The 21,880-nt window shown below is 45.4% G+C and carries 15 protein-coding genes; 6 read left to right on the top strand and 9 right to left on the bottom strand.

What is annotated here, in order from left to right:
* Positions 1–54: 54 nt before the first annotated feature.
* Positions 55–1,467, bottom strand: a complete 1,413-nt coding sequence (locus SHD_RS00650; RefSeq protein ID WP_023265378.1) for an amidohydrolase — start codon at positions 1,465–1,467, stop codon at positions 55–57.
* Positions 1,468–1,678: 211 nt separating this feature from the next.
* Positions 1,679–6,583, bottom strand: a complete 4,905-nt coding sequence (locus SHD_RS22385) for a S8 family serine peptidase (RefSeq protein WP_023265377.1) — start codon at positions 6,581–6,583, stop codon at positions 1,679–1,681.
* Positions 6,584–6,866: 283 nt separating this feature from the next.
* Between SHD_RS22385 and SHD_RS00640 the strand changes: the two genes are divergently transcribed.
* Positions 6,867–7,757, top strand: a complete 891-nt coding sequence (locus SHD_RS00640) for a LysR family transcriptional regulator (RefSeq protein ID WP_023265376.1) — start codon at positions 6,867–6,869, stop codon at positions 7,755–7,757.
* Positions 7,758–7,970: 213 nt separating this feature from the next.
* Entirely contained in the window at positions 7,971–8,897 is a 927-nt protein-coding gene (locus tag SHD_RS00635; protein ID WP_023265375.1) for an alpha/beta hydrolase, read from the top strand.
* Between the two features lie 219 nt (positions 8,898–9,116).
* Here the strand turns inward: SHD_RS00635 and SHD_RS00630 are convergent, their stop codons facing one another.
* Positions 9,117–9,650 (bottom strand): hypothetical protein, encoded by a 534-nt coding sequence (locus SHD_RS00630; protein ID WP_023265374.1) that lies wholly within the window; start codon positions 9,648–9,650, stop codon positions 9,117–9,119.
* Between the two features lie 127 nt (positions 9,651–9,777).
* Complete coding sequence (locus tag SHD_RS00625) at positions 9,778–10,200, bottom strand: hypothetical protein (protein ID WP_235056909.1); 423 nt, start codon at positions 10,198–10,200, stop codon at positions 9,778–9,780.
* Positions 10,201–10,822: 622 nt separating this feature from the next.
* Here SHD_RS00625 and SHD_RS00620 point away from each other — a divergent pair.
* Together SHD_RS00620 and ftsZ are read left to right on the top strand one after the other, a co-directional pair.
* Complete coding sequence (locus SHD_RS00620) at positions 10,823–11,827, top strand: helix-turn-helix transcriptional regulator (RefSeq protein ID WP_023265372.1); 1,005 nt, start codon at positions 10,823–10,825, stop codon at positions 11,825–11,827.
* 109 nt (positions 11,828–11,936) lie between these two features.
* On the top strand, positions 11,937–13,037 hold the full coding sequence (gene ftsZ, locus SHD_RS00615) for a cell division protein FtsZ (protein WP_023265371.1): 1,101 nt from the start codon (positions 11,937–11,939) through the stop codon (positions 13,035–13,037).
* Positions 13,038–13,053: 16 nt separating this feature from the next.
* On the opposite strand, the gene SHD_RS00610 is transcribed toward ftsZ, so the two are convergent.
* Entirely contained in the window at positions 13,054–13,692 is a 639-nt protein-coding gene (locus SHD_RS00610; RefSeq protein ID WP_039976955.1) for a class I SAM-dependent methyltransferase, read from the bottom strand.
* A gap of 59 nt (positions 13,693–13,751) precedes the next feature.
* Complete coding sequence (locus SHD_RS00605) at positions 13,752–14,105, bottom strand: hypothetical protein (RefSeq protein ID WP_023265369.1); 354 nt, start codon at positions 14,103–14,105, stop codon at positions 13,752–13,754.
* Positions 14,106–14,381: 276 nt separating this feature from the next.
* On the opposite strand from SHD_RS00605, the gene pdgA reads away from it, so the two are divergent.
* Positions 14,382–16,499: a diguanylate cyclase PdgA gene (gene pdgA, locus SHD_RS00600; RefSeq protein WP_023265368.1), complete on the top strand. Its 2,118-nt coding sequence runs from the start codon at positions 14,382–14,384 to the stop codon at positions 16,497–16,499.
* A 286-nt stretch (positions 16,500–16,785) separates the two neighbouring features.
* Here the strand turns inward: pdgA and SHD_RS00595 are convergent, their stop codons facing one another.
* Both SHD_RS00595 and SHD_RS00590 read right to left on the bottom strand, forming a co-directional pair.
* Positions 16,786–17,379 (bottom strand): tRNA-uridine aminocarboxypropyltransferase, encoded by a 594-nt coding sequence (locus tag SHD_RS00595; protein WP_039976953.1) that lies wholly within the window; start codon positions 17,377–17,379, stop codon positions 16,786–16,788.
* Positions 17,380–17,504: 125 nt separating this feature from the next.
* Positions 17,505–18,713: a multidrug effflux MFS transporter gene (locus SHD_RS00590; RefSeq protein ID WP_023265366.1), complete on the bottom strand. Its 1,209-nt coding sequence runs from the start codon at positions 18,711–18,713 to the stop codon at positions 17,505–17,507.
* Positions 18,714–18,828: 115 nt separating this feature from the next.
* On the opposite strand from SHD_RS00590, the gene SHD_RS00585 reads away from it, so the two are divergent.
* Entirely contained in the window at positions 18,829–19,803 is a 975-nt protein-coding gene (locus SHD_RS00585; RefSeq protein ID WP_023265365.1) for a LysR family transcriptional regulator, read from the top strand.
* A gap of 47 nt (positions 19,804–19,850) precedes the next feature.
* Here SHD_RS00585 and SHD_RS00580 read toward each other — a convergent pair whose 3' ends face one another.
* The gene (locus tag SHD_RS00580; protein WP_023265364.1) at positions 19,851–21,722 is read right to left on the bottom strand and encodes a methyl-accepting chemotaxis protein; all 1,872 of its coding nucleotides are present in this window, start codon (positions 21,720–21,722) and stop codon (positions 19,851–19,853) included.
* Positions 21,723–21,880: the final 158 nt, after the last annotated feature.

Here is a 21,880-nt window from a genome sequence, read left to right as displayed (position 1 = left end):
TTTTTTGTAAGCTCAAGTTATACCGAAAAGCTGACGGAATAAGACTTAAACGGTTTATTGCGCCTTCAGTGCCGTAAGGGCAACCTTGGTCATGGCTTCAACGCCAACTTTTAACGCGCTTTCATCCACATAAAATGCTGGCGAATGGTTACTGGCCGCCGTTTCAGGATCTGTGCCCTTTGGTGTCACCCCGAGGAAGAAAAACATCCCAGGTGACTCCAAAGCATAGAAGGAAAAGTCCTCGGCACCAGTGATTAATCCTGGCTCAATCAGCATCTTATCGCCGACCACACTGGCAAGTACGGGGCGCATACTGGCGACCAATTCGGGATTGTTCACCACCACGGGATAACCTTGATGGATTTCGGTTGTCGCGGTGGCGCCTAAGGTTTTTGCCGATAATTCGGCGATTTCGGCCAAGCGCACCTTAATATCGGCACGCATAGGCTGATCAAAGGTGCGGATGGTGCCAATCAACTCGACTTCATCGGGAATAATATTCGAGCGAATGCCACCATTTACCGCGCCAAAACTCACCACTGCGGGCGCTTTGGTTATATCCACCTGACGACTGACAATAGTTTGCACATTGGTAATAATTTGCGCCGCGGCGACAATAGGGTCGACGCCATTCCACGGACGCGAGCCATGGGTTTGGCGACCTTTCACTTTGATCGTAAAGGAATCTTCACTCGCCATTGCTGGGCCGCTGCGCACCCCAATCATGCCGCTTGGCATACTCGAGGTCACATGCATGCCAAATACTTGGTCGGGCTTACGCTTGGCAAACAGCCCTTGTTTGAGCATTAATTCCGCACCGCCCTCTTCGCCATCGGGCGCACCTTCTTCGGCGGGTTGGAAGATAAACATCACATCGCCAGCAAGGCTATCCTTCACTTTCACTAAATTCTCGGCCACGCCCATTAACATAGCCACATGGGTATCGTGACCGCAGGCATGCATCACCCCAACGGTTTGACCGCGATAGGTATCCGTCGCTTTAGAGGCAAAGGGTACATCGACGACTTCGGTCACGGGCAAAGCATCCATATCAGCGCGAATCGCAATCAAGGGACCGGGTTTACCGCCCTTTAACTTTCCGCCTTTCAAGATAGCAACAACGCCTGTATGGGCGATGCCCGTTTGTACTTCTAATCCGAGGGATTTCAGATGCTTTTCGATAATCTTGCTGGTGCGAAACTCGCGGTTAGATAACTCAGGATGCTGGTGCAAATCACGGCGCCAGTCGATCACCTTTTGCTCCACCCCCGCCACCAACTTAGCCGCATCGGGCTGCGCCGCATAGGCAGAACTTAACCCTGCGCCCAGCAAGCTCAAAGTGAGAGCAGAGGCGAGTAAGCTCTTGGTGAATCTTGATGTACTCACACCGAATGAACTCACATAAGGTGCAAAGGATGTGGCTACAGAGGATGTTGATAAAGCGCGCGATACCGAGGATACAGTCATAGCGATAACCTATTGTTGTTTTTATAAGCTATCTAAACTACACGTACATCACAGAATTGTTAATAGATTTAATAGTAAGGCTTGTAACGAAGAATTATTGTGGGATAAACACATCATTTATGGCCGATGACAATCCACACTTGGACGCATAAAAAAGGGCCTTCGTTAGAAGGCCCAAAGACAAGGAACTACTTAAATTTAAAGGTGAAGTTTACTTATTAACATTCCATTTTTGACGTGATACTGCTATCAATCCAAGCATCAAGACCGCAAGCCAACCCAAACTACCGCCACTGTTATCTTTGGTTTCTTCAACCGGAGGCGTTGGAGGCGTAGGTGGAGTCGGCGGCGTTGGCTCCACACCATCAGAGTTCACGACTAAGTTGAAGCTCGTTTGTACCATGTCATTTTGATAAACCATATCAAAGGCTTTCACTGTGACAGTGGTTGTGCCGTGCCAATCTTTTTCGGGAGTGATGGTGACTTGGTTGCCATTAACGACAGAGGTGATGTGCGCGCCTGTGACTTGGATACCATTAGCGGTATTTTCTTTATCTTGCACTAGCACCTCAAAACTGATGCTGGTGTTTTCGGCAACAGACATATCGCCTAAAGCACCGATTGCAAGGTTTGAAGGCACTTTGATGCTTCCGCTAGAGGTCACACTATTGCTGCCAGTGTAATCACTTTTAGCAATAATCTGCAGATCTTGACCTACCGCTTTGGCGCCCACACGGGCTGAGAATGATACTTCAATTGCCGTTGCTTCCGGTCCAGTGTAGTTAGCACAGACCACTAAGCCCTCTGCAATTTTCTCATCCAGATTATTAAAAGCAAAACCATCACCGATATAACCATACGCAGGACCAAAGGTGCCACGTGGTCCATGGTAACCATGTAAACCAATTGAACCTAAATGGGCTTTGTTACCCGTTAATTTGTCGTAGGCGAAAATAAACTCATGTTCACCGGGAGCAAAATTAAGCTGCGTTGAGGCTATTAACTCAAAACTGTAACGGGCATCGTAGTCAGGATCATGGTTAATACCAAAGGCAAACTCCTGACGCATATTGTCCCATTCAACAATCAGATAGCGACGGTCGTTCGTAACGGCAAGTGATACACCGTCAAAGCTCTCAGTATCCAAATTATATTCTGGAATAGTTAACCCATCTCCACGCCATAATGGTGCAATCACTGTATCGGGGAAATATTGCTCTTCCATTGGATAATGAGCAGCCCAGAACAGCGGTAGTTGATCGAGCTGAATAAATCCACCAGGAGAAATACTTAAGGTATCTTTGTGTGAATATTCTTCTGGGTTGTTATACAACGGGATACGATCAATACCAAAGGTACTTAATGGCACGGTTACCGTTTCATTCACCCGACCAGCAATCGCAGTTTCAGACTGAATGCCAGCCTCAGTAAATAAATCCAAGTAATAGGGATTCGAACCAATAGGAATTCGACAACTCTCATCGGTCTCGCTCGTGGTAAAGAGATATTGACGTTTTTGCGCATTGCTCGCCTGTTGCATCGCTTTCAGGGTGATTTGCTGTGCAGCAACAGTCAGACTAGCTTTAAGATCTTGGTTATTGCTGGTCGCTTTTAACGTGTCAGGCAATATTTGCAGACCTTCGGGCAACGTTAAGGCAATATTCACATCGCGCTCTAATCCGAGTAGGTTTGGCGCCATCACCATCTTGACCTCAACAACATCGCCTTCTTTGGCCTGCTGTTGGCTGGTCGTGATACTGACATCATCGCCCTCATGCACTAAATGCACGGCCATTTTGCCAATATTACCTACGTTTTGTGCACCATTACCCACTTCAACCAAACCGTATAAGCGATCACCCGCTTTACTACCTGTGGCAGACCAGTTCATTTGTAATTGGTAAGGATCGATACCATTGGTACTGGCAGGCCCTGTCACATTAAGTTGCTTAGTATCAGTGTCGGAGATAATCGCCAGACTCGCTTTAATGCTGTCTTTAGTATCAATCTCGTCTACCCATGGACGCTTAAAGTTGCCTAGCATCACCCAATAGCGACCAGGTGTGGGATCATTGATCGCGCAATAGTCGGTAACATCGGTATAGGAGTAACAAATCGCCTCGTCATACCATTCCACTTTGCCGTTGTTATTCAAGTCCATACCAATATCTAAAGACGTTGATGCGGCATTATCTGCAGAGACTTCTTCCCATACGATGCGGCGAGTACCTTCCGGCACGTCAAAGAAATGCACCGAAACACCTGGATTATTTTCCAATGTTTCAGGCTTTGTAAAGTCAACATAGGCGGCACTAAGTTTGTGCTCTGTGACTGTACCTGCGGTTAAGCCGCTCACTTTGACATTTAGCTCGCTGATTTCTTTGGTCATCAACTCAGGCGTTAGCATAGTGCCAGTATCGCGGTGAATTTTTCCTGCGACAATTTCAGGCAAGCTAGAACCAGTAAAACGTGCCATAACGGGCAAGTATTGATCTGGCAAACTGGCATCCGTTGGTTTCAAGTCAATTTTTCCAAATACTTCGTTTGAGGAAGAGTTAGCGTTGACTGAAGTCACATCGAGGATTTTCGCGGTCACCATAATGCTTTGTTGCTCACCCGCTTTTAACTTAATCTTTTGCGGATAAACACTTAACTCAAGGAAAGGCGCGCCTTCTGTGGTGATTTCCGTCGCACTCACGTTCCACTCGCCATCAGTCGTAGCTGTAAAGGTACGCATCCAAGTGCAGCTACTTTTACATTCCGCATTGACTAAGTAAGGCACGTTTAACGCGGTTACATCACCGCCTTCCATCGGGTTAGCTGCGCGATAATTGTCACCGTTTTCATCCATCACCAGACCCGCTTTTACCGCTCTAGCAACGTTAATCACTCCGTTACCCATATCGTAGAATGTTGCATCCACTAATTTTGGCGGATTATCGTAGGTTGGAGCTTTACCTAACACGGCGGTGGTCATCAGTGCCGACTGAATCATCGCAGGCGTCCATTGTGGGTGCGCTTGGGTTAATAACGCCAAAGCGCCCGCCACATGTGGACCGGACATGGAAGTACCACTAATGGCTACATAATCACTCGGAGAGGGATACAAGCTAAAAGGCATTTCGTCAGAATAAGCAGCAAATACGTCAACCCCAGGTGCCGATACGTTGGGCACCATTACATTGGGGTTAGTGCTACTTGGACCACGGGAGGAGAAGTCAGCTAACACATCGGCTTCACGCTCAGTGGTGATAATCTTACCCGCGGTGATAGTGACTTTAGGCTCTGTAGCGCTAGCAACCCATTCCACTAGCTGATTGCCTGATGCCGCATCGATATGCATTCCAGGGATAGGGAAAGGGTTCAAATTTAGGCTATTAGCGCCAGTACCATCATCAAATGAAATGGCGTTATACAGGATCACGCCACCCGCGCCACCCGCTGCAACGTTAATCCCTTTTTGTACTCGGCCATTTTCTCCGCGCTTACAGATGACAATATCGTCACTTTTAAAGGTGCCTGCGGGGAAGGGTTGTAAGCAGAGAGGATCATTGTGAGCCGCTGCATCAACTAAGTTACCTGTGATATCACCTGTTACGGCATAACCAGTCATATCTTCAGGAGCATTTTCCCCCACAAAAGACAGTTTGCCTTCAACAGGTTCAATTTGGCGTCCATGGGTACTGGCGGCAACGGATGTTAACCAAGGTGATACATGGTCGATATAACCTGGCCCGTAACGTCCCCAGTTACCCGCCGAGGCGGCAACAGAGATCCCTGATTCGCGGGCCGCTAAAAACGCCATTTCAACCGCATCGTACCAAGGCAGATGTTCAAGTCCACCGATGGAGAAGTTGATCACATCAACGCCGTCGATAATGGCATCTTCAATCGCAGCGACTAAGGCATCGCCAGGACAACCACCGTAGTTTTCGCCGTAAGAGCCGCCACCGGGATAGCACACTTGATAAGCAATAATGTTGGCCCTTGGGGCAACGCCTGAAATTTCGGGGAAGACTAAAGAGGTATCAAAACCATCTGATTTTTCATCAGTTCCATTGAGTTTAAAGGGCACATTGTAGAGCACGTTACCCGCAACTGTACTGGCAGTGTGTGAACCATGGCCGTTGTAATCTTCACCGTTTGGTGGGCGTTTATAATCCACTTCCCATGGCGGCAGATCGGGTTGGAAAATCGGATCTTTATAGGTATCGGTAATAATATCGTAAGAACGAACACCAATAAGCTTGCTGTTACACATCAAGGGATATTCTTGGCAGTCGCCCAGATATTTTCCTTCGCCTAATGGGTTGACGTGCTTATAACCGTCTGCCGAAACTGCGGCAAAAGAGGGATGATCTGAGTTAATCCCAGTGTCGATAATACCGGCAATAATGCCCTCACCGCGCATAGCAACGCCATCGGGAGTGCTCGTGCCCTGCCAAATCATATCCGCGCCAATATGTTTAGGGCCGACATCGGTGAACAATTGGTATTCCTTCGCCCGAGTCACCACTTTAACATTGGGCAACTTAGCCACTTCAGCGGCTTGTTCTTGAGTTAACACCATAGTCATGCCGTTTAGTGCCACATTAAAGCGACGCTTTATTTCCGCATCTGGCGCAACCTGCTTGATTTGACTAGCCGTTTCATCCTGAGAACGCGTTAAAAAAGCTTGGTAGTTTTTAACTGCTTTGCTCTTTAAATCGATAGTCCCAAAACGCTCATTGGAACGCATTGCAGGCTGATTGCTACGAGGAGACGTTGCAGCAAACTCAGGACGCTCACCCTGATAAAGTGAAACTGGGGCATCCATTAATTGAATAATGTAAGTATGCGTTCCATCAATATCCTTTTCCCATGCAAATGGTGCCTTATGGCTACTCCCATTTACAGCGCGATGGACGTTCATACCAATTTGACCCGGTCTATCAGCGCGATTCAGCGCCGGATGGGTTGGTTTATTTTTATTGGCTAATATTTGTTCTGGTGCCAGCTTGATACCAATAAGTTTTTGCTCAGCTTGGTTCCTATCTAAAGGATTGGCAACTAACGTCCCTATTCCGGTCGCATATAGCGCCGCAAAGGTCATTATGCTGATCTTCTTCAATTTCATCACTCATTCCTTTGTTTAATTTATGTTGCAAATTTGTTTATTTGCGGAATGAATAGTTACCGTCAGCTATACCTTAAGGCCAATGCGTTTTACGTATCGCTCTATGACAAAAAGCTATACAAGATCAGAGTCAAACAATTAAAAAAATAAAAACAAACACTTATTCACAACTGTTAATTCTTCATATAAAGATAAAGATACAAATTGTCACCAACGTCTGCTTGTTGATACTGAGTCACAAGGGTATGTTTCACATATGTTGTAATTATTTGACAAATAACTTGTGATTGAGTTTAAGCATCTTAAAAATTTCCAGATTTTAGCCAAAGAACGTAATTTTCAAAAAGCAGCTCAAAAATTAAATCTTGCTCAACCTTCATTAAGCCGAAGTATTCAGCGACTAGAACACCTACTAGGCGCTGAACTTTTGCTTAGGGGAAACCAATCAACCTCTTTAACTCCCGCAGGAGAATTGGTTCTTAGCCATAGTCAGCATATTTTGCAAAATGTCGAAAACCTTCGAAAAGAATTGCAATATATGCAGGGAAAAAGCAGCGGTTATTTATCCATCGGCGCAAGCCCTGTACCAGCAAATACGATTCTCGGCCCTATTCTTGGACGATTTTTTGAACAATATCCTGATATTCATATCGATCTAGAGGTTGGAGCTTGGCAGCAACAACTCGAAAAATTGCTGCGGGGAGAGCTCACACTATTAATTACGGATGTTGAAGGTGAGATTATTGGCCACGAAAGTGCAATACAGTCCTTTAATTTACCTTCTTTTGAGGCTGTGTTTTGTACTAGAGTAGGACATCCACTAACCTATTTAGATCATTTAACGTTAGAAGATATTAGAAACTACCCACTCGCCATACCCAAAAACTTACCTTATGGTGTTAGCGAACAATTTGGCGATCTGTTTAATAAATATCGAACCGACTTTTCAGGATTATTACATTACGATTCATTCCCGCCTATAAAAGGCGCCTTGTTACATTCTCAAATTGTCGCATTAACTCCACAAATTACCTTATTTGATGATGAAATTAAAAATGCAGTACGTATTATCACGCCAGTTGATATGCCTAAACTCAACGTATTTTTTAGTGTTGTGATGCTTAAAAAACAAATCAGTATTCCAACAAAGCGCCTTCTCAGTTTTCTACTTTAACTAACCGTTTTTTTAGCGCTATTAAAATTAAAATAAGGGGGAAACCAAACATAAAACTCGATTTACCCACTATTTGTAACCTTTCATTCTGTTAAACATCGTTTATGAACCTTTGCATTGTTAATGCCTGCCTGATTGCAATCGTATTCAAACTTTTAAGCAAGATTAAATACGCTAAGCTGTTCTCAATCACCATCACACTACAAAACCAACATGATGAGATTACTCGGCATTTTATTCATACTGCTAAGCTCAAGTTTCAATGTATATGCGCAATTACCGCAAGTAAGCGCAGGCAGCATTGAGCGACTCAGCAGTTTCCCTTCGGCCTTTGTCCCACCTCGGAATATCGATATTTGGTTACCCGCGGGTTACGATAAACAGCAACGTTATGCAGTGCTATATATGCATGATGGTCAAATGCTATTTGATGCGACAACAAGTTGGAACAAACAGGAGTGGCAAATTGATGAGGTGGCATCGAGACTAATCAAAGCAGGAAAAACTCAACCTTTTATCGTGGTTGGAATCGATAACGCAGGCGAAAATCGCCATAACGAATACTTTCCACAGCAACCCTTTGAAAATCTGTCCCAAGCACAACAAACTGCACTCTATCAATTACAACGCACTAAAAACCAAGCGCTATTTAGCCAGCAGGTATATTCAGATCGCTATCTTAAATTTCTAGTGACAGAACTTAAGCCCTATATCGATAGTCATTACTCTGTTTATACAGATGCCGCCCACACCTTTGTTATGGGATCGAGTATGGGCGGATTAATTTCACTGTATGCGATCAGCGAATATCCTCATATTTTTGGTGGTGCGGCTTGTCTATCAACTCACTGGCTAGGTACGTTTGAGCAGCAAAACAACCCTATTCCGACTGCATTTTTTAACTATATGCAGCAAAAACTCCCCGATCCTTCGACACATAAACTCTACTTTGACCATGGAACGGCCACTTTAGATGCCTGGTATCCACCATTACAAGCTCAAGCAGATAAGATCATTAAAGCGAAAGGCTATACAAGTCAGAATTGGCAAAGCTTAACATTCGAAGGTGCCGAGCATAGTGAACACGCTTGGGCGGCGAGGCTAGATATCCCACTTATCTTTTTGCTCGCTTTAAAATAGCAATGCCCTCTTCAATTATTAAGAGGGCTAATCGCCAGACTTCAGGCTGGGCAAGCTTGGGACAAAAGCGTGTTAGGTCATCGGTTGTATCAGGTGAATTTCGGATAAAAATTTCTATGGATTAACGCTCGCCACAAACGCGAGCAACGTGTTGCGAGTCGAGCGCCCAACGGGCGCGCTTTTGATGGCGATTGTTATGTTTTTCTACTAAAAGCATAGTTACCAATCGGCCGCATATTCTTTATTCGCTTTAAACGCTTCGACCTCTAAAGGTGCTTTGTCGTACCCATATTCTGCTAATTCCGAGAAGTGCTGAGTTATTATATGGCTGAGATTGCTTCGTTCAATTTGAAGTACATGAACCAATTCATGGGCTAGCTTTGGCCTATTTAATTCATAACCATTGCGAACATAAATTGAGTATCCGAATACTTGAGCATTGTTGATAACGCCTTCACCAATAAATCCGAGTGCTTCACCTAGTGTTTTCAGCGCAAAGTTTTCGTATGGGAACGGAACTTCATCCACATACACAATCCTTATTTTTTTTGGGTTTTGAATTCCTATTTCTTCTGCTAAAGACAATTCTTGTGCATTAAGAGGTATTCCAGACTCCAAACCTTTTTTATCAGTTTCATATGCCCAGTCAATATACTGCGGTAGTAATATATTTGAGATAAGTTTCTCGTATGACAGTACTGCTATGATAATGGCAACGACCAATATGAGCGTTGTAAACCTGATGAACTTCATGTACTTCAAATCCTTTTCTAAAAAAATCTAGTGAACTGCGGAAGAAACATAACGCAAAGCACACGGGCGACGAGCCGCGCAGCGGGTTGACGTCCCAGCGGCCGCAGGCCGCGCGTGATGCGTATTGTTATGTTTCATTTACTAGGGCCGCTTTTAAACCCACATTATTAATAACTGCAACCCGAGATAAGCCTTTTACAAAACGATCGAATGCGGCAGGTTCTACCTTAAATGAGAACGAAGCGACAAAACACACCTTCTCTCGAGGATAACGCGTACCTCTAGATACGATTTGTATAGCTGCAAGTATGCGCCCAGAACTATCAATGCAAGAGAATTTAATATTGAAGTAAGACAACTGATCATTCTCACCAAAGCAAAACTGAACGCGATCCTCTCGTTTCTTGGGAAAGCCACTCAGTTGTGCGCAAAACGCTTGAAACTGGGCTTCGTTAACGTAGCAATCGGCAGTACCGGCAAAGCCGCTACTTTCGCCCTTAACTTTTAGTTTCAGCAAATCATCTATTTCGGATAATTGCTCAAATTCCAAATGTTCACTAATGACTGTCCTGAAACATAACATTTTATTAATGCACATGCGCGTTTACCTCATTAGACCAGTAAAAACGCGCATCATTAACTGTTTGTATTGCAAAGAACTTATCAGCTTTTCATCTAATACACCATCCGGAATAACGTGCATGCGCGTTTTCCAAACCTATTAACTAATTTTCGGAAAGTTTATGCGGATGATTTTTAAGCGTTTTATAAATTTTAGGCTGGATAAACGCGCAAACTAATGAGTGTAAAAACACTCAAAAGTATCTAAATTTAAATACGACTGTATACCCATACATTGCTAGTCGCTTTACGGTAGGGCCAAACATTAGGTAAATGGATGAGATTTTGTAGGGCAATTCATTCGTCAGTTTTCGATTCACTAAATAAATGCTAGCAAGCTTTGGGGCAAAACTGCGTTAGCTAACTGTCAATGCCAAATAGCAATGTTTAGCGGTTAAACAAAGTTAGACGATTCAGCTTCACTGCTTTTAACTCTCCATCACTTTTAAGCGTCATTTATAGGCCAAAGCTCAAAAGCTACGACAGCTTTTGTCGCTGCTATTGATTAATATACGGATATTCGTGCCTAAGCCTGTAACTTATCAATTAATATGCAGCCTAATTTTCAGCGTCAAGTGACCTTACTCAGCTTAATCCCGCGGGCTCCGCGCAAAATTTCGGTGAATGAATTAGTCGAGCGACTGGCAAACCGCACGCAAGATATCAGTAAGCGTTCAGTGCAGCGAGATCTCAAGGCAATGTATGAAATGGGCACCTTTGGCTTGCGCCTTGATGACAGAAACAAGCCCTATGGTTGGTCAATTGAATCTTGCTGGCGTGGCCTTAATCTGGACTTAATGGATCAACATATGGCGCTGGCATTAACCACCTTAAAACGAAGTGCCAGCCAGTTGATGCCGCCGCAAAGCTTGCAACAACTGCAACCCTATTTCGAACGGGCCGACCAAGTGCTGGCTAGCGATCCTGAGAATCCTTGGCTTTATTGGGCTTGCCGAGTTGCACAGCTCCCAGAGCCTTATCCCTTTATCCTGCCGCAGCACGAACCTAAATCCCTAGAGGTAATACAACAGGCGATTTTGGATAAAAAGCAAATTAGCTGCGATATAAAAAAACAGATCAATGGCAAAATGCATTGGCTGCATTACAACCCCATCAATCCACAGGGAATTTTAATCCGCGACGGCGTAGCGCTGCTCGCCTTTACGATTGGCCGTTTTGATAAACGCCGCCATCATAAACCAATAGGTTTACTGCGTAATGCACAGTTACTGTCGACCCCGGCGGTGGCGAGTGCAGATTTCGATATTAATAAAACCGCCCAAGGTCTAAGTGGTGAAAAAATTCACCTCGAATTACTGCTCGCCGATCGGGCAAGTTTTATCATGCGTGAAGCTAAATTTAGTGAAAACCAAACCATGCAATTACGTGAGGATGGCCGCTTTTATGTAACGGCTGAGGTCAATGACACCCCAAAACTTCGCGCGGCGCTATGGGAAATGGCCGACACCGTTGAGGTATTAGCCCCAGAAAAACTACGGGAGCATTTTGCAGCCCTAAGCCAAAAAATGTATGCCAAATATCTTTCTGCGGTTTAAGTGTTTGATGCGACAAGTCTAGTCGCGACTCAAGGTTAGCCTTAAGACATAATAGCTAACCGTGAGAATCACCATGTTTGAACTTATCAGTGAAGGATCCACTAGCACTATGCCCAAGTTAACCGTGTTGGGTGTAGGAGGCTGCGGCTGCAATACCATTAATCAACTCAGCCACGCCAATCTGCCGCCAAGCGTCGAACTCGTCTCAGTCAATACCGACGCGCAAGCCATGGCGGCCACCAGCAGCCACGCCCGCATTCAAATTGGCCCGCAAACCACCAGAGGCTTAGGCGCTGGCGCTAAACCCGATGTCGGTTGTGCAGCTGCGATTGAATCGGCCCAGGAATTAAGTCAGCAAATGCAGCACGCGGATATTGTATTTCTGACTGCGGGCTTAGGTGGCGGAACGGGCACTGGTGCACTTCCACAGGTTGCAAGACTCGCTCAAGAACTATCAAAACCCGTTATCGCCGTTGTCACCATGCCTTTTAGCTTTGAGGGTCAGCACAGAAAGGCCAATGCCGAGACAGGATTGCAAGCGTTATTGGAGAGTGCCAATGCCGTTATCGTGCTCCCCAATGACAAGTTGGCCGAGGTGCTCGGGACCAAAGTCACCTTGCTTAACGCCTTTAAGGAGAGCAATAAAATTTTGCAAGATGTACTGTTTGGGCTTGCCACTACCATCAGCCAAGCAGGGCTTATCAATATTGATTTAAATGACTTTATTTCCGTCATCAGTCGCCAAGGCCGGGCGGCCATGGGCGTGAGTAACCTTAAGGCGGATGACGATCTGGTCTCAGCCGTTAAACGCGCCATGCAACATCCCCTGCTCGATAATATCCAGCTAAATCAAGCGCAAGCGGCAATTGTCAGTGTGGTAGCCAAAGACACCATCGAACTCAGTCAATACAACCAAATCGGCGCGACTGTACATGAGCAATTACCCAAAGATGCCTTGGTGATTATTGGGTTAACCATCAATCCGGATCTCGAGTCGGAGCTCGAAATCATGGTGATTGCAACGGGGATTGGATTTGCGCAGCCGGAAATTCAAGATCCTATCCCGGCAGTTAATGACAACTATATCAATGTGCATAACTTTATTAAGCGTCCAGCCCTACATGTGCCAGAACCGCTGCAAACTAAATACGATGTGGATAATTTACAAATCCCGACCTATTTGCGCCAACAAAAGCCTCCAACGCATTAATTAACCTGAGCTTGGGTTAATTAGTTTGATGCAAAAACACCACGTCTTTGTCGATGATTTCCAGCCGCCAGCCGTAATGCTCGGCGAGCCATTGAAAGGTGGCTTCGGAGTAAAAGTTAATATGGGTAGGATCATTTTTATAGTGCCAAGTGCTAAATGCTGTGGGATTAAGCACTCGCTTGGTCATCACGGCCAAAATGCCCTTCGGTTTGAGTAAGGTGTTTAATAAGGTCAGTAACGCATCGGCATCACTCACATGCTCAATGACCTCTGTCAGGGTAATAAAATCGTATTGCCGCGTGAGTAACTCGGGGTGATTGGCATAATAGAGATCGTAGGTCTCGACCCGATAACCCCGCGTTTGCGCCATCAAACTTAATGCTTTGCCCTCACCACAACCAAAATCGAGCCCTAATGCCGTTGGCGCAAAGCGGCTCAACAAGGGGGCGAGAGTTCTATCTAGAAACTGCTGATAACCGAGATCCTGCGGGTGATTCTCGTGCTTATCATATTCGGCTTTTTCCGCTTCAGGGCTCAGATAAAACTCAGCAGGCACGCTCACTAAGGCACAGTGCAGGCACTGTTGGTAATGGCGGCGTTTATCTTGGTGGTAGGCAACTAAATCGGCACTATGGCAGAGGGGACAGGTGTTCAACAGCAGTTTCCTAAAAGAGTCGTAAGGCAAACGGCGGATATTGCCTTTAACTAAAAAGATTAAGGTTTGGGGATTTTACGCTCTTTGGCAGCGGCTTCCTTTGCTTCTTGCAGATATTTTTGCTCACGGCTTTCCCTTTCATCAAACTGCTTTTGCGCCTTAAGCTTTTGCTGGGCTTCCCAATCCTTAGGGTTGGTCTGTTGGCGAATTTTTTCTTCCCGCGCCGAGGTCTCTTGCGCGGCTCGGCGGGCCTTTTCAAGCTGGGCTTGCTCAATTCTTTCAGAATCGATACGCGCCTTATCGGCCCGTTGCTCTAGGGTTAGTCGAGGTTTAGGCTGTTCGGCCGCATTTGCGGAGGCTAACAACATGCCGACACACATTGCTAATACAATATTGGGTATCAGTTTTTGCATCCTATGTTCCTCACGTTTCAAGCCCCATTTGATATTTCACCGCCAACATAGCATAAAACATTACTTAGCCATGATGAGCCAGCATGATTTTCGACTAAGTTAGTGAAATAAAGCTATCTTAAACTATTAATTTTTAATTTCTATTTGAGCAAAACATCGATTAGGTTTATTTTTAACCCCAATGGAATGATGTACTATTTGAATTAATTTCGTTATAAACGAAGCACCTAGGCTATAGGATGTGACCTAAAATAGTGTCACCGAGGGAGTATCCTAATGATTCGATGGCAACACTTGCTGAATAAACTCACAACAGATGATCCTCTGTTGCAAGAAAAGCTGTCGCTTTGGCGAGCTCATCCCCATAAAACGCCCCTCGCCTTGATTCAAGGTTTTAGCTTTATTAGCGCAAACAGTGCCACTTTGGATTATTTTGGTACTGAGTATGATGCCTTTGTCAATGCAACTCCCTATGATTTTTCTCCTAGAATTCAATCATCTGGACGTAACAGTGTTGAATTTGCGCGGGAGATGATCCTTGAAGCTGTATCAGGCATCAATGTCGAGTTTAGCTGGCTTCACCTTAACCAACAGGGAAATGAACTACCTACTCGTGTAAATCTTTATCGCTGTTATTTGCAACAGCAACCCGTTGTACTTGTAGAACTGCAAGCCCTTAATCGTCGAACACAGGTTAGGCCTGCCGTTGCCGACGGTTTCGCCCATATTCCAAAAGAGATCCTTTCAACGACCTTGGAGGAAAGCGCCGAGGCGGTTTATATCACTGACACGAGCAATCGAGTGCTGGCGGTCAATAAAGCGATGTGCCGAATTTGCGGCTACAGCGCCGAGCAACTCATTAATAAAAATCCTGAGTTCCTTGAGGCTAACCCAACCAATGCCAGTGAAGAAAACGAGTGCCAGCTTGCCTTGAAACAGCGTGGATTTTGGCAGGGTGAAACCCTGAAGCAACGCTCAGATGGCAGTGCTTTCCCTGCATGGCAAAGCAGTCGCCGCATTGAAACTGATGGTATTCAATACCATGTAAATATTTTCAGTGACATCAGCACTAAAAAGCTACTAGAAACACAGCTCACTACCCGTGCCATGTATGACACCTTAACCGGATTGCCAAATCGGTTTCATCTTAAACAGATTCTCAATAATGCTCTTGAGAAACTCAAAGAGGATCCCCTCAGCCTTGGTGCATTAATGTTTTTAGATCTTAACGGTTTTAAAAATATTAATGACAGCTTTGGTCATTCCATGGGAGACAGGGTATTGCAATTGGTTGCCGCCCGTTTGGAAGCCGGTTGCATTGAAAAAGCGGATATTGCTCGTATGGGGGGCGATGAATTTACCCTAGTGCTGCAAGACTGCAGTTGTAAGGAAGAAATTCAGCTGTTTGCCGAACAAATTTTAAGTTTATTCGATAGCCCGTTCGAAATCGAAGGACAAAAATTCTTCCTCGGCACTAGCATAGGTATCGCACTTTTCCCAACACACAGCGATCAAGCTGGCCAATTAATTAGCTTGGCCGATACCGCCATGTATTGCGCAAAAAAGAACCAGCCTCATTTAGTGTTTTATGATAAATCAATGAGCCAAGCTGCAGAGCTAAAGTTAAAGCTTATCAATAACCTACGACATGCTCACAGCCTAAAGCAGTTTAAACTTGCCTATCAAGCCATAGTCGATTTACATACTAACGAACCGATTGGTGCTGAAGCCCTACTACGTTGGCAAAAGTCCCCAACTGAGCATTATGAAGCCGCTGAGTTTGTGCCTTTGCTGGAAGAAACGGGGCTCATTGTCACCATTGGTCAATGGGCACTGGAACAAGCCTGTAAACAAGCATCTGTGTGGCGAGCGCAATACCAACCGGATTTTAAAATTTCGGTTAACGTTTCTCCCTTGCAATTAGAACACGTCGACTTTGTAGGCCAAGTAGTTACTGCACTTGAAATGGTTGCCTTACCGGCCGAGGCATTAATTTTAGAAATTACTGAGTCCGCACTTCTCCGCCAACCTGAGCTTGCTAGACTTACGTTAGAACGGATCAAAGCCCTTGGGGTTGGTATTGCCATTGATGACTTTGGCACGGGTCTGTCTTCGCTCAGTCGCTTGGGCACCTTGCCGATTGACAGCGTGAAAATTGATGCGGAATTTGCCCTGCGTTTAAATGACGCCTCGGGACAAAAACTCTGCCATGCCATAGTGCAATTAGCGCAGGCACTCGACATCCACTTCGTGGCTGAGGGGATAGAAACTCAGCAACAAAAAGATATCATCACCCATATGGGGCGCGGTTTTGCCCAAGGCTTTTTATTTGGTTACCCAAGCTCCGTAGAACAATTTACACAGGCCTACTTAGCCGAGAAGTGCATTGCCTAGGCTTTAAAATCAATACGTTAATATTATTCATTCGGATAATAAAGAAGTATAAAGGCGGGGCTCGATAGCCCTGCCAGCACACCATAAAATATGGAATCACTCCCCTGCAAAGTAATTGGCTGGCAAAGCTATCTCATCATCTGCAACGCAAATGAATCGTCACTATTAAACCTTGTTTTAGGTTACGTTAGCGTGATCTGAATAAGATTTTAACTATTTTAATTCGTACAGAGTCTCAAAAATGTAAGAATTAAAAATCACTTACCGCAATTCTAAAAAAGTGAAATTAATCATAGCGCAACCTCACCTCAGTGGGCATCGCCTGAAGTCTAATCGCAACCATAGCATCAAACGCCGCCAATAATGGGCTCACATCTAAACCCTCATCAAGCGCTTTGAGCATATAAGCACTCGCTTCTAAGGTCGACAAACTGTCGCTGCGACTCGATTTGCGGATCTTATACCTTGATTCATAACCTTCGGGCAAATGCACCGCGGGTAATTGAGTTAGCCAAGGATTTAATTGCAAGATTTTAAAAGCTTTGCGCCAAGTGCCATCTATAAGCAACAGTATGCAATCAGCGCCAATCGTCTGTTGTTCGACACTCACACTCCGCTCAGAGGGATAAACAAGATAGACAGGGCGCCCACAATTCATCAACTGTTTGCTCAATAATGCAAAATCCGCTTCCGTCTCGCCCACATACACTTGAGTATCGGGGATCACTAGACTTAACACCTTGACGCTATTCTTTTTATGCTCGACTTCGGAGGGATGCTGCAATATCACTAGTTGCGTCTGCGGTTTTACCTGCTGCACATGGGAGCATAAGCACGCATTCATCGGATAACAGCAAGTAGGACAATATTGACGGCTCAAAGCGAGTTCTCGATAAATTATTTCCAGTAGTATAGCAACTTGAATTATCCATAAAAAATGCCCGTAGCTATGGTCAAATAAGCTACGGGCAAAGGGTGTTTCTTTGATTAGCCGTTTAGGGCGTATTAATGCTCGGCGGCTAATTGCTCTTGGTGCCAGTGGTCAAAGCGGCTGAGCGCCATCATCGAGAGTAATCCGATAGAGAAAAATCCCATCACTAACGCCACCGCATAGGGTGCAGTCAGGTTAGTTTGCTGCACTAGGCCTGCTATGACTGACGCGCCACTCATCTGAATAAAACCTAACATCGCCGTTGCAGTGCCTGCGCGCTCGCCAAAGGCAGACAACGCCATACTGGTCGCTGGGCCTAATAAGAAAGCAAAACCAATACACAACAACATCATAGGCAGCATAAAGGCAAAGGCGGCAGCCATACCCATACTTGGGCCAAATGCTTGCGCAGCGATAATCAATACCGCCGAGAGCACCAACAGTGCTAAAGCAAGGATGGCGGTTGGACGATTGCCTAACTTGCGGATCACCACTGGTGCAGCAAAACAAGCACCGATATTGACCAAAGCATTCAATCCAAATAAACCGCTAAAAGCTAACTCTGACACGCCTAAATGACCGATAAGCCACACGGGAGAGTAAGACACATAACTTAAAATCGCCGCCATCGCCGACATACAGGCAAAGGCATAGAACAAGAAATGGGTATTGCTCAGTACGGGTTTATAACGGCTCCAACGGTACAAGGGACCACTGCTCACCGTATTGGCCGGACGAGTTTCGGGTAAACGATAGCCCACTAAAAGCATCATCAAAATCGCGTATAGGGTCATAAACACAAAGGTTGAGCGCCAGCCAAATTGCATAGCCAATAGACCCCCTAAGGTTGGCGCCAGTGCAGGGATCACGCAGATAGCCCCATTTAAGTAACTGTAAATTTTGGCGCCTTCTTTTGGTGAGTAACAATCGCGCACTGCACTAAAGACCACAATAGAGGTCGAGCAGGCAGCCAAACCTTGTAATACCCGGGCAATTTGTAACCAATGGAATTCAATCGCAGCGGCCGCAAGCAAACTGCTGGCACCATAGAGCAGCACGCCAAAGAGTGCCACAGGTCGACGTCCGTAACGGTCGGCCAAGGGGCCAATCAAAATTTGGCCCACACCCATAGCAAATAAAAACAGCACTAAGGTGGATTGCACTTCACTTGCAGACACGGCGAACTCTGCCGCCATGGTGGGCATCGAAGGTAGATAAATATCAATCGCCAAAGGGCTGAGTAGCACCAAAGACATCAAAATAGGTAACAGATTGCGCCGCATAAAACTTATCTCGGTTAAACAGTAAAAGGTATTTCAGTGGGCGCTATTTTAAATAACTCAAGGTATGAACAGAAATGGTATAATTTCCAAAGTGAATTTCCTCTGAGGAATATCTATGAATCTCGACAACTTAGCCAGAATCGATCTCAACCTACTGGTGATATTGAAGGTTTTGCTCGAAGAGCAGAGTGTCACACGCGCAGCGAGTCGATTACATATTAGCCAATCGGCGTTGAGCAAGAGCTTGAATCGCCTGCGAGAAACCTTAGATGATCCCCTGTTCCAACGCACTGCCCACGGCCTAAAACCCACTGCCCATGCGCTCAATATTGGGCTGAAGTTGCCAAATATTTTGCAGGACTTATATCAACTCACACAGCCACCGACGTTTACACCGGCCAGCAGTAACAGGCAGTTTTCCTTTGCCATGGTTGAAAGCGCCTACGAAACCTTAATTCCCTATTTTATCGGCCCATTATTAAGCACTGCACCGAACCTGAAGCTCGACTCCTATGTGTGGACCGAGAAATCGATGCACGATTTGCAGCAGGGGCAAATTGACTTTGGGATCTCGGGGCGGGATTTACACCCGCTGTCAGACTCGCAAACGGACAGACTCCCAGATGGCATTAGCTGCCAAACCCTGTTTACCGACAGGCAAGTGTGTTTGGTGCGCCAAGATCATCCTTTGATGGCCGCTCTCACCTCACCACAATGGGATTTAAATTTGTATTTGGATGTGGCACATGTGCAGGTGCGTTGTGAAGGGAGTGATTGGTGGGCGCTGGATTACTTTCTAGCAGACCTTGGCCACAGGCGTAAAATCAGCACGACTGTACCCGATTTTTATGGCGCGGCCAGCATCTGTGCCCACAGTGATTTGATTTTTACCTTACCATCGAGCTTTGCACTGCACGCATGCAAGCTGTATCCACTGAGGCTGTTGCCTCTGCCCTTTGAATTTATCCCTATGGCCTATGTGCTGCTCTGGCACCAGCGCAACGATGAAGACCAAGGTCATAAATGGATGCGCGATACCATCTGTCAAAGTGTTGAAAAACTGATGCTGCCGCAGAATTCGAGCAAATAAAAAGCCCAGAGTATTTACCTACGCTGGGCTTATCGCTGTCATCAAGCTTACAGAATAAAGGTCGCAACCTGCGCATTGAGATCGTTCGCACGCGCCTTTAATGCTTGGGCTTGCGTCAGATCCGATTTCGCGGCCTCGGTGATTTCGTCGGTCACGTCCTTGATCGCCACCGTATTTTGGGTGATTTCCCCCGTAACCTGAGTTTGTTCCTCAGCAGCAGTGGCAATTTGCCCCGCCATATCTGAAATGATATGCACGGCTTGGGTGATCTCCTCCAATGCCTTCGCGGCGGCATTCGCATCTTCTACACTGTTGCCTGCGAGCATTTGACTGCTTTCCATCAAACTCACGGCTTTCGCTGTGGTGCGTTGCAGCGTTTCAATGGTCGCATGTACTTCTTGGGTCGAATCTTGAGTACGACGTGACAATACCCGCACCTCATCGGCGACCACGGCAAAACCACGGCCCTGCTCACCCGCACGGGCGGCTTCAATCGCTGCGTTGAGCGCTAACAGGTTAGTCTGCTCCGCAATTCCTTGAATTGTCCCCAAAATACTGGAAATAGACTGGGCATGACCGCTTAAATCTTCAATTACCTCAGTTGCCTGTGTCACTTCATCGGCTAAGGAATTGATCGAACTGCGGGTTTTATTGACCAACTCTTTTCCTTGGAAACTACTTTCAGCTGATTGCTGCGCCGCTGTTGCAGTGTTTTCTGCATTGGCGGCAATTTCATTGGTCGCGCTCGCCATTTCGGTCACCGCCGTTGCCACCATAGAGACTTCCTGCTGCTGACGTAGTAACTCCGCAACCGAAGATTGTGTCGTCACGAGGCTACGTTCAGCATCTTGATCTAATTGATCTGCCAATTGACGAATATGGCTGATCAATTGATGCTGACTACCAACAAAACGGTTAAAGCTATCGGCCAGCACACCCACCTCATCCTGAGTGTCGACGGAAATACGTTGAGTTAAATCCCCGTTCCCATCGGCAATACGCGCAAGCGCCTGCGATACTCGGCTCAACGGACCGAGGAGAACGCTTATTAACCAAGATATTGCTAATACGCTTAAAATTAATACTAGTGTCGATAATCCAAACTGAGTGAGTAGCAAACTAGAGAGAGGTTCCTCAAGTGTTTCTCTATCCAATACAAGGACTAATTTCCAATCTGTATTTGGAATATCAACGCCCCAAACTAACTTATCGCGGTCTTCACTTTCAAAGTACATAGGAAGCAAAGTACCAATTTTTCGGCTTAATTCGGACAAATTACTATTGAGTTCATTGTCTATATCACTAATAGGCTTTAATGTTTTAGTTTGATCTTTATAAGCGATAATGGTGCCGTCTTTATGCATCATGATGGCATAACCGTTTGCAGGTAACTCCATTCGATTAACTTCTTCAGTAAGATTATTAATCGATAAATCTCCAGCAATAACACCACCAGCAACAGGCTCAGCCAAAGTCACCACCAGAATATTAAATGCAGTATCAAGATAAGGCTTGGTTAAGATATTTCTGCCGGTTCGCATAGCTTCTTGGTACCAAGGGCGAGTACGAGGATCGAAATTGGTATAGTCAGTCGCTGGCTCAGAGTCCCGCATGTTACCGTCAGACTCCCCAAAGAATGTTGATTCAAAACCTCCCGATTCTTTCGCCTGCTTCATTGCTTGCACAATGTTATGGTTTAACTGAGTTTCCATCGCTTTCACAATTTGCTGACGACTTGAAAGCCACTCACTTATGATTAACGCTTGCTGCTCTCCAAGACGCTGAGCTTGCTCTAAATTAACATCTAACAGCACTTTTTTCTGACTGGTATAACTTTGCCACGACAGTAGTAAAATCACTGCTGAAAGAGCAAGAATAACGGACGAAAGAATTTTCTGCTTTAATGAATATGATTTCATAGAATATTTCGCATATAAACATAGGATAATCGCCCTACTTCGAACAAAATTTATTCAAAGCAGCATTTGGCTTATCAAAATACGTGAAATAACAACTTACGTATTTACTATTGATCTCAAAAATAAACAAATTCACAATAAAAGCCAAGATAATTAGA

The organism is Shewanella decolorationis S12 (assembly GCF_000485795.1).
GTDB lineage: Bacteria > Pseudomonadota > Gammaproteobacteria > Enterobacterales > Shewanellaceae > Shewanella > Shewanella decolorationis.
The sequence above is the reverse complement of the archived record's forward strand: the minus strand, read 5'-3'. Positions and strand labels throughout refer to the sequence as shown.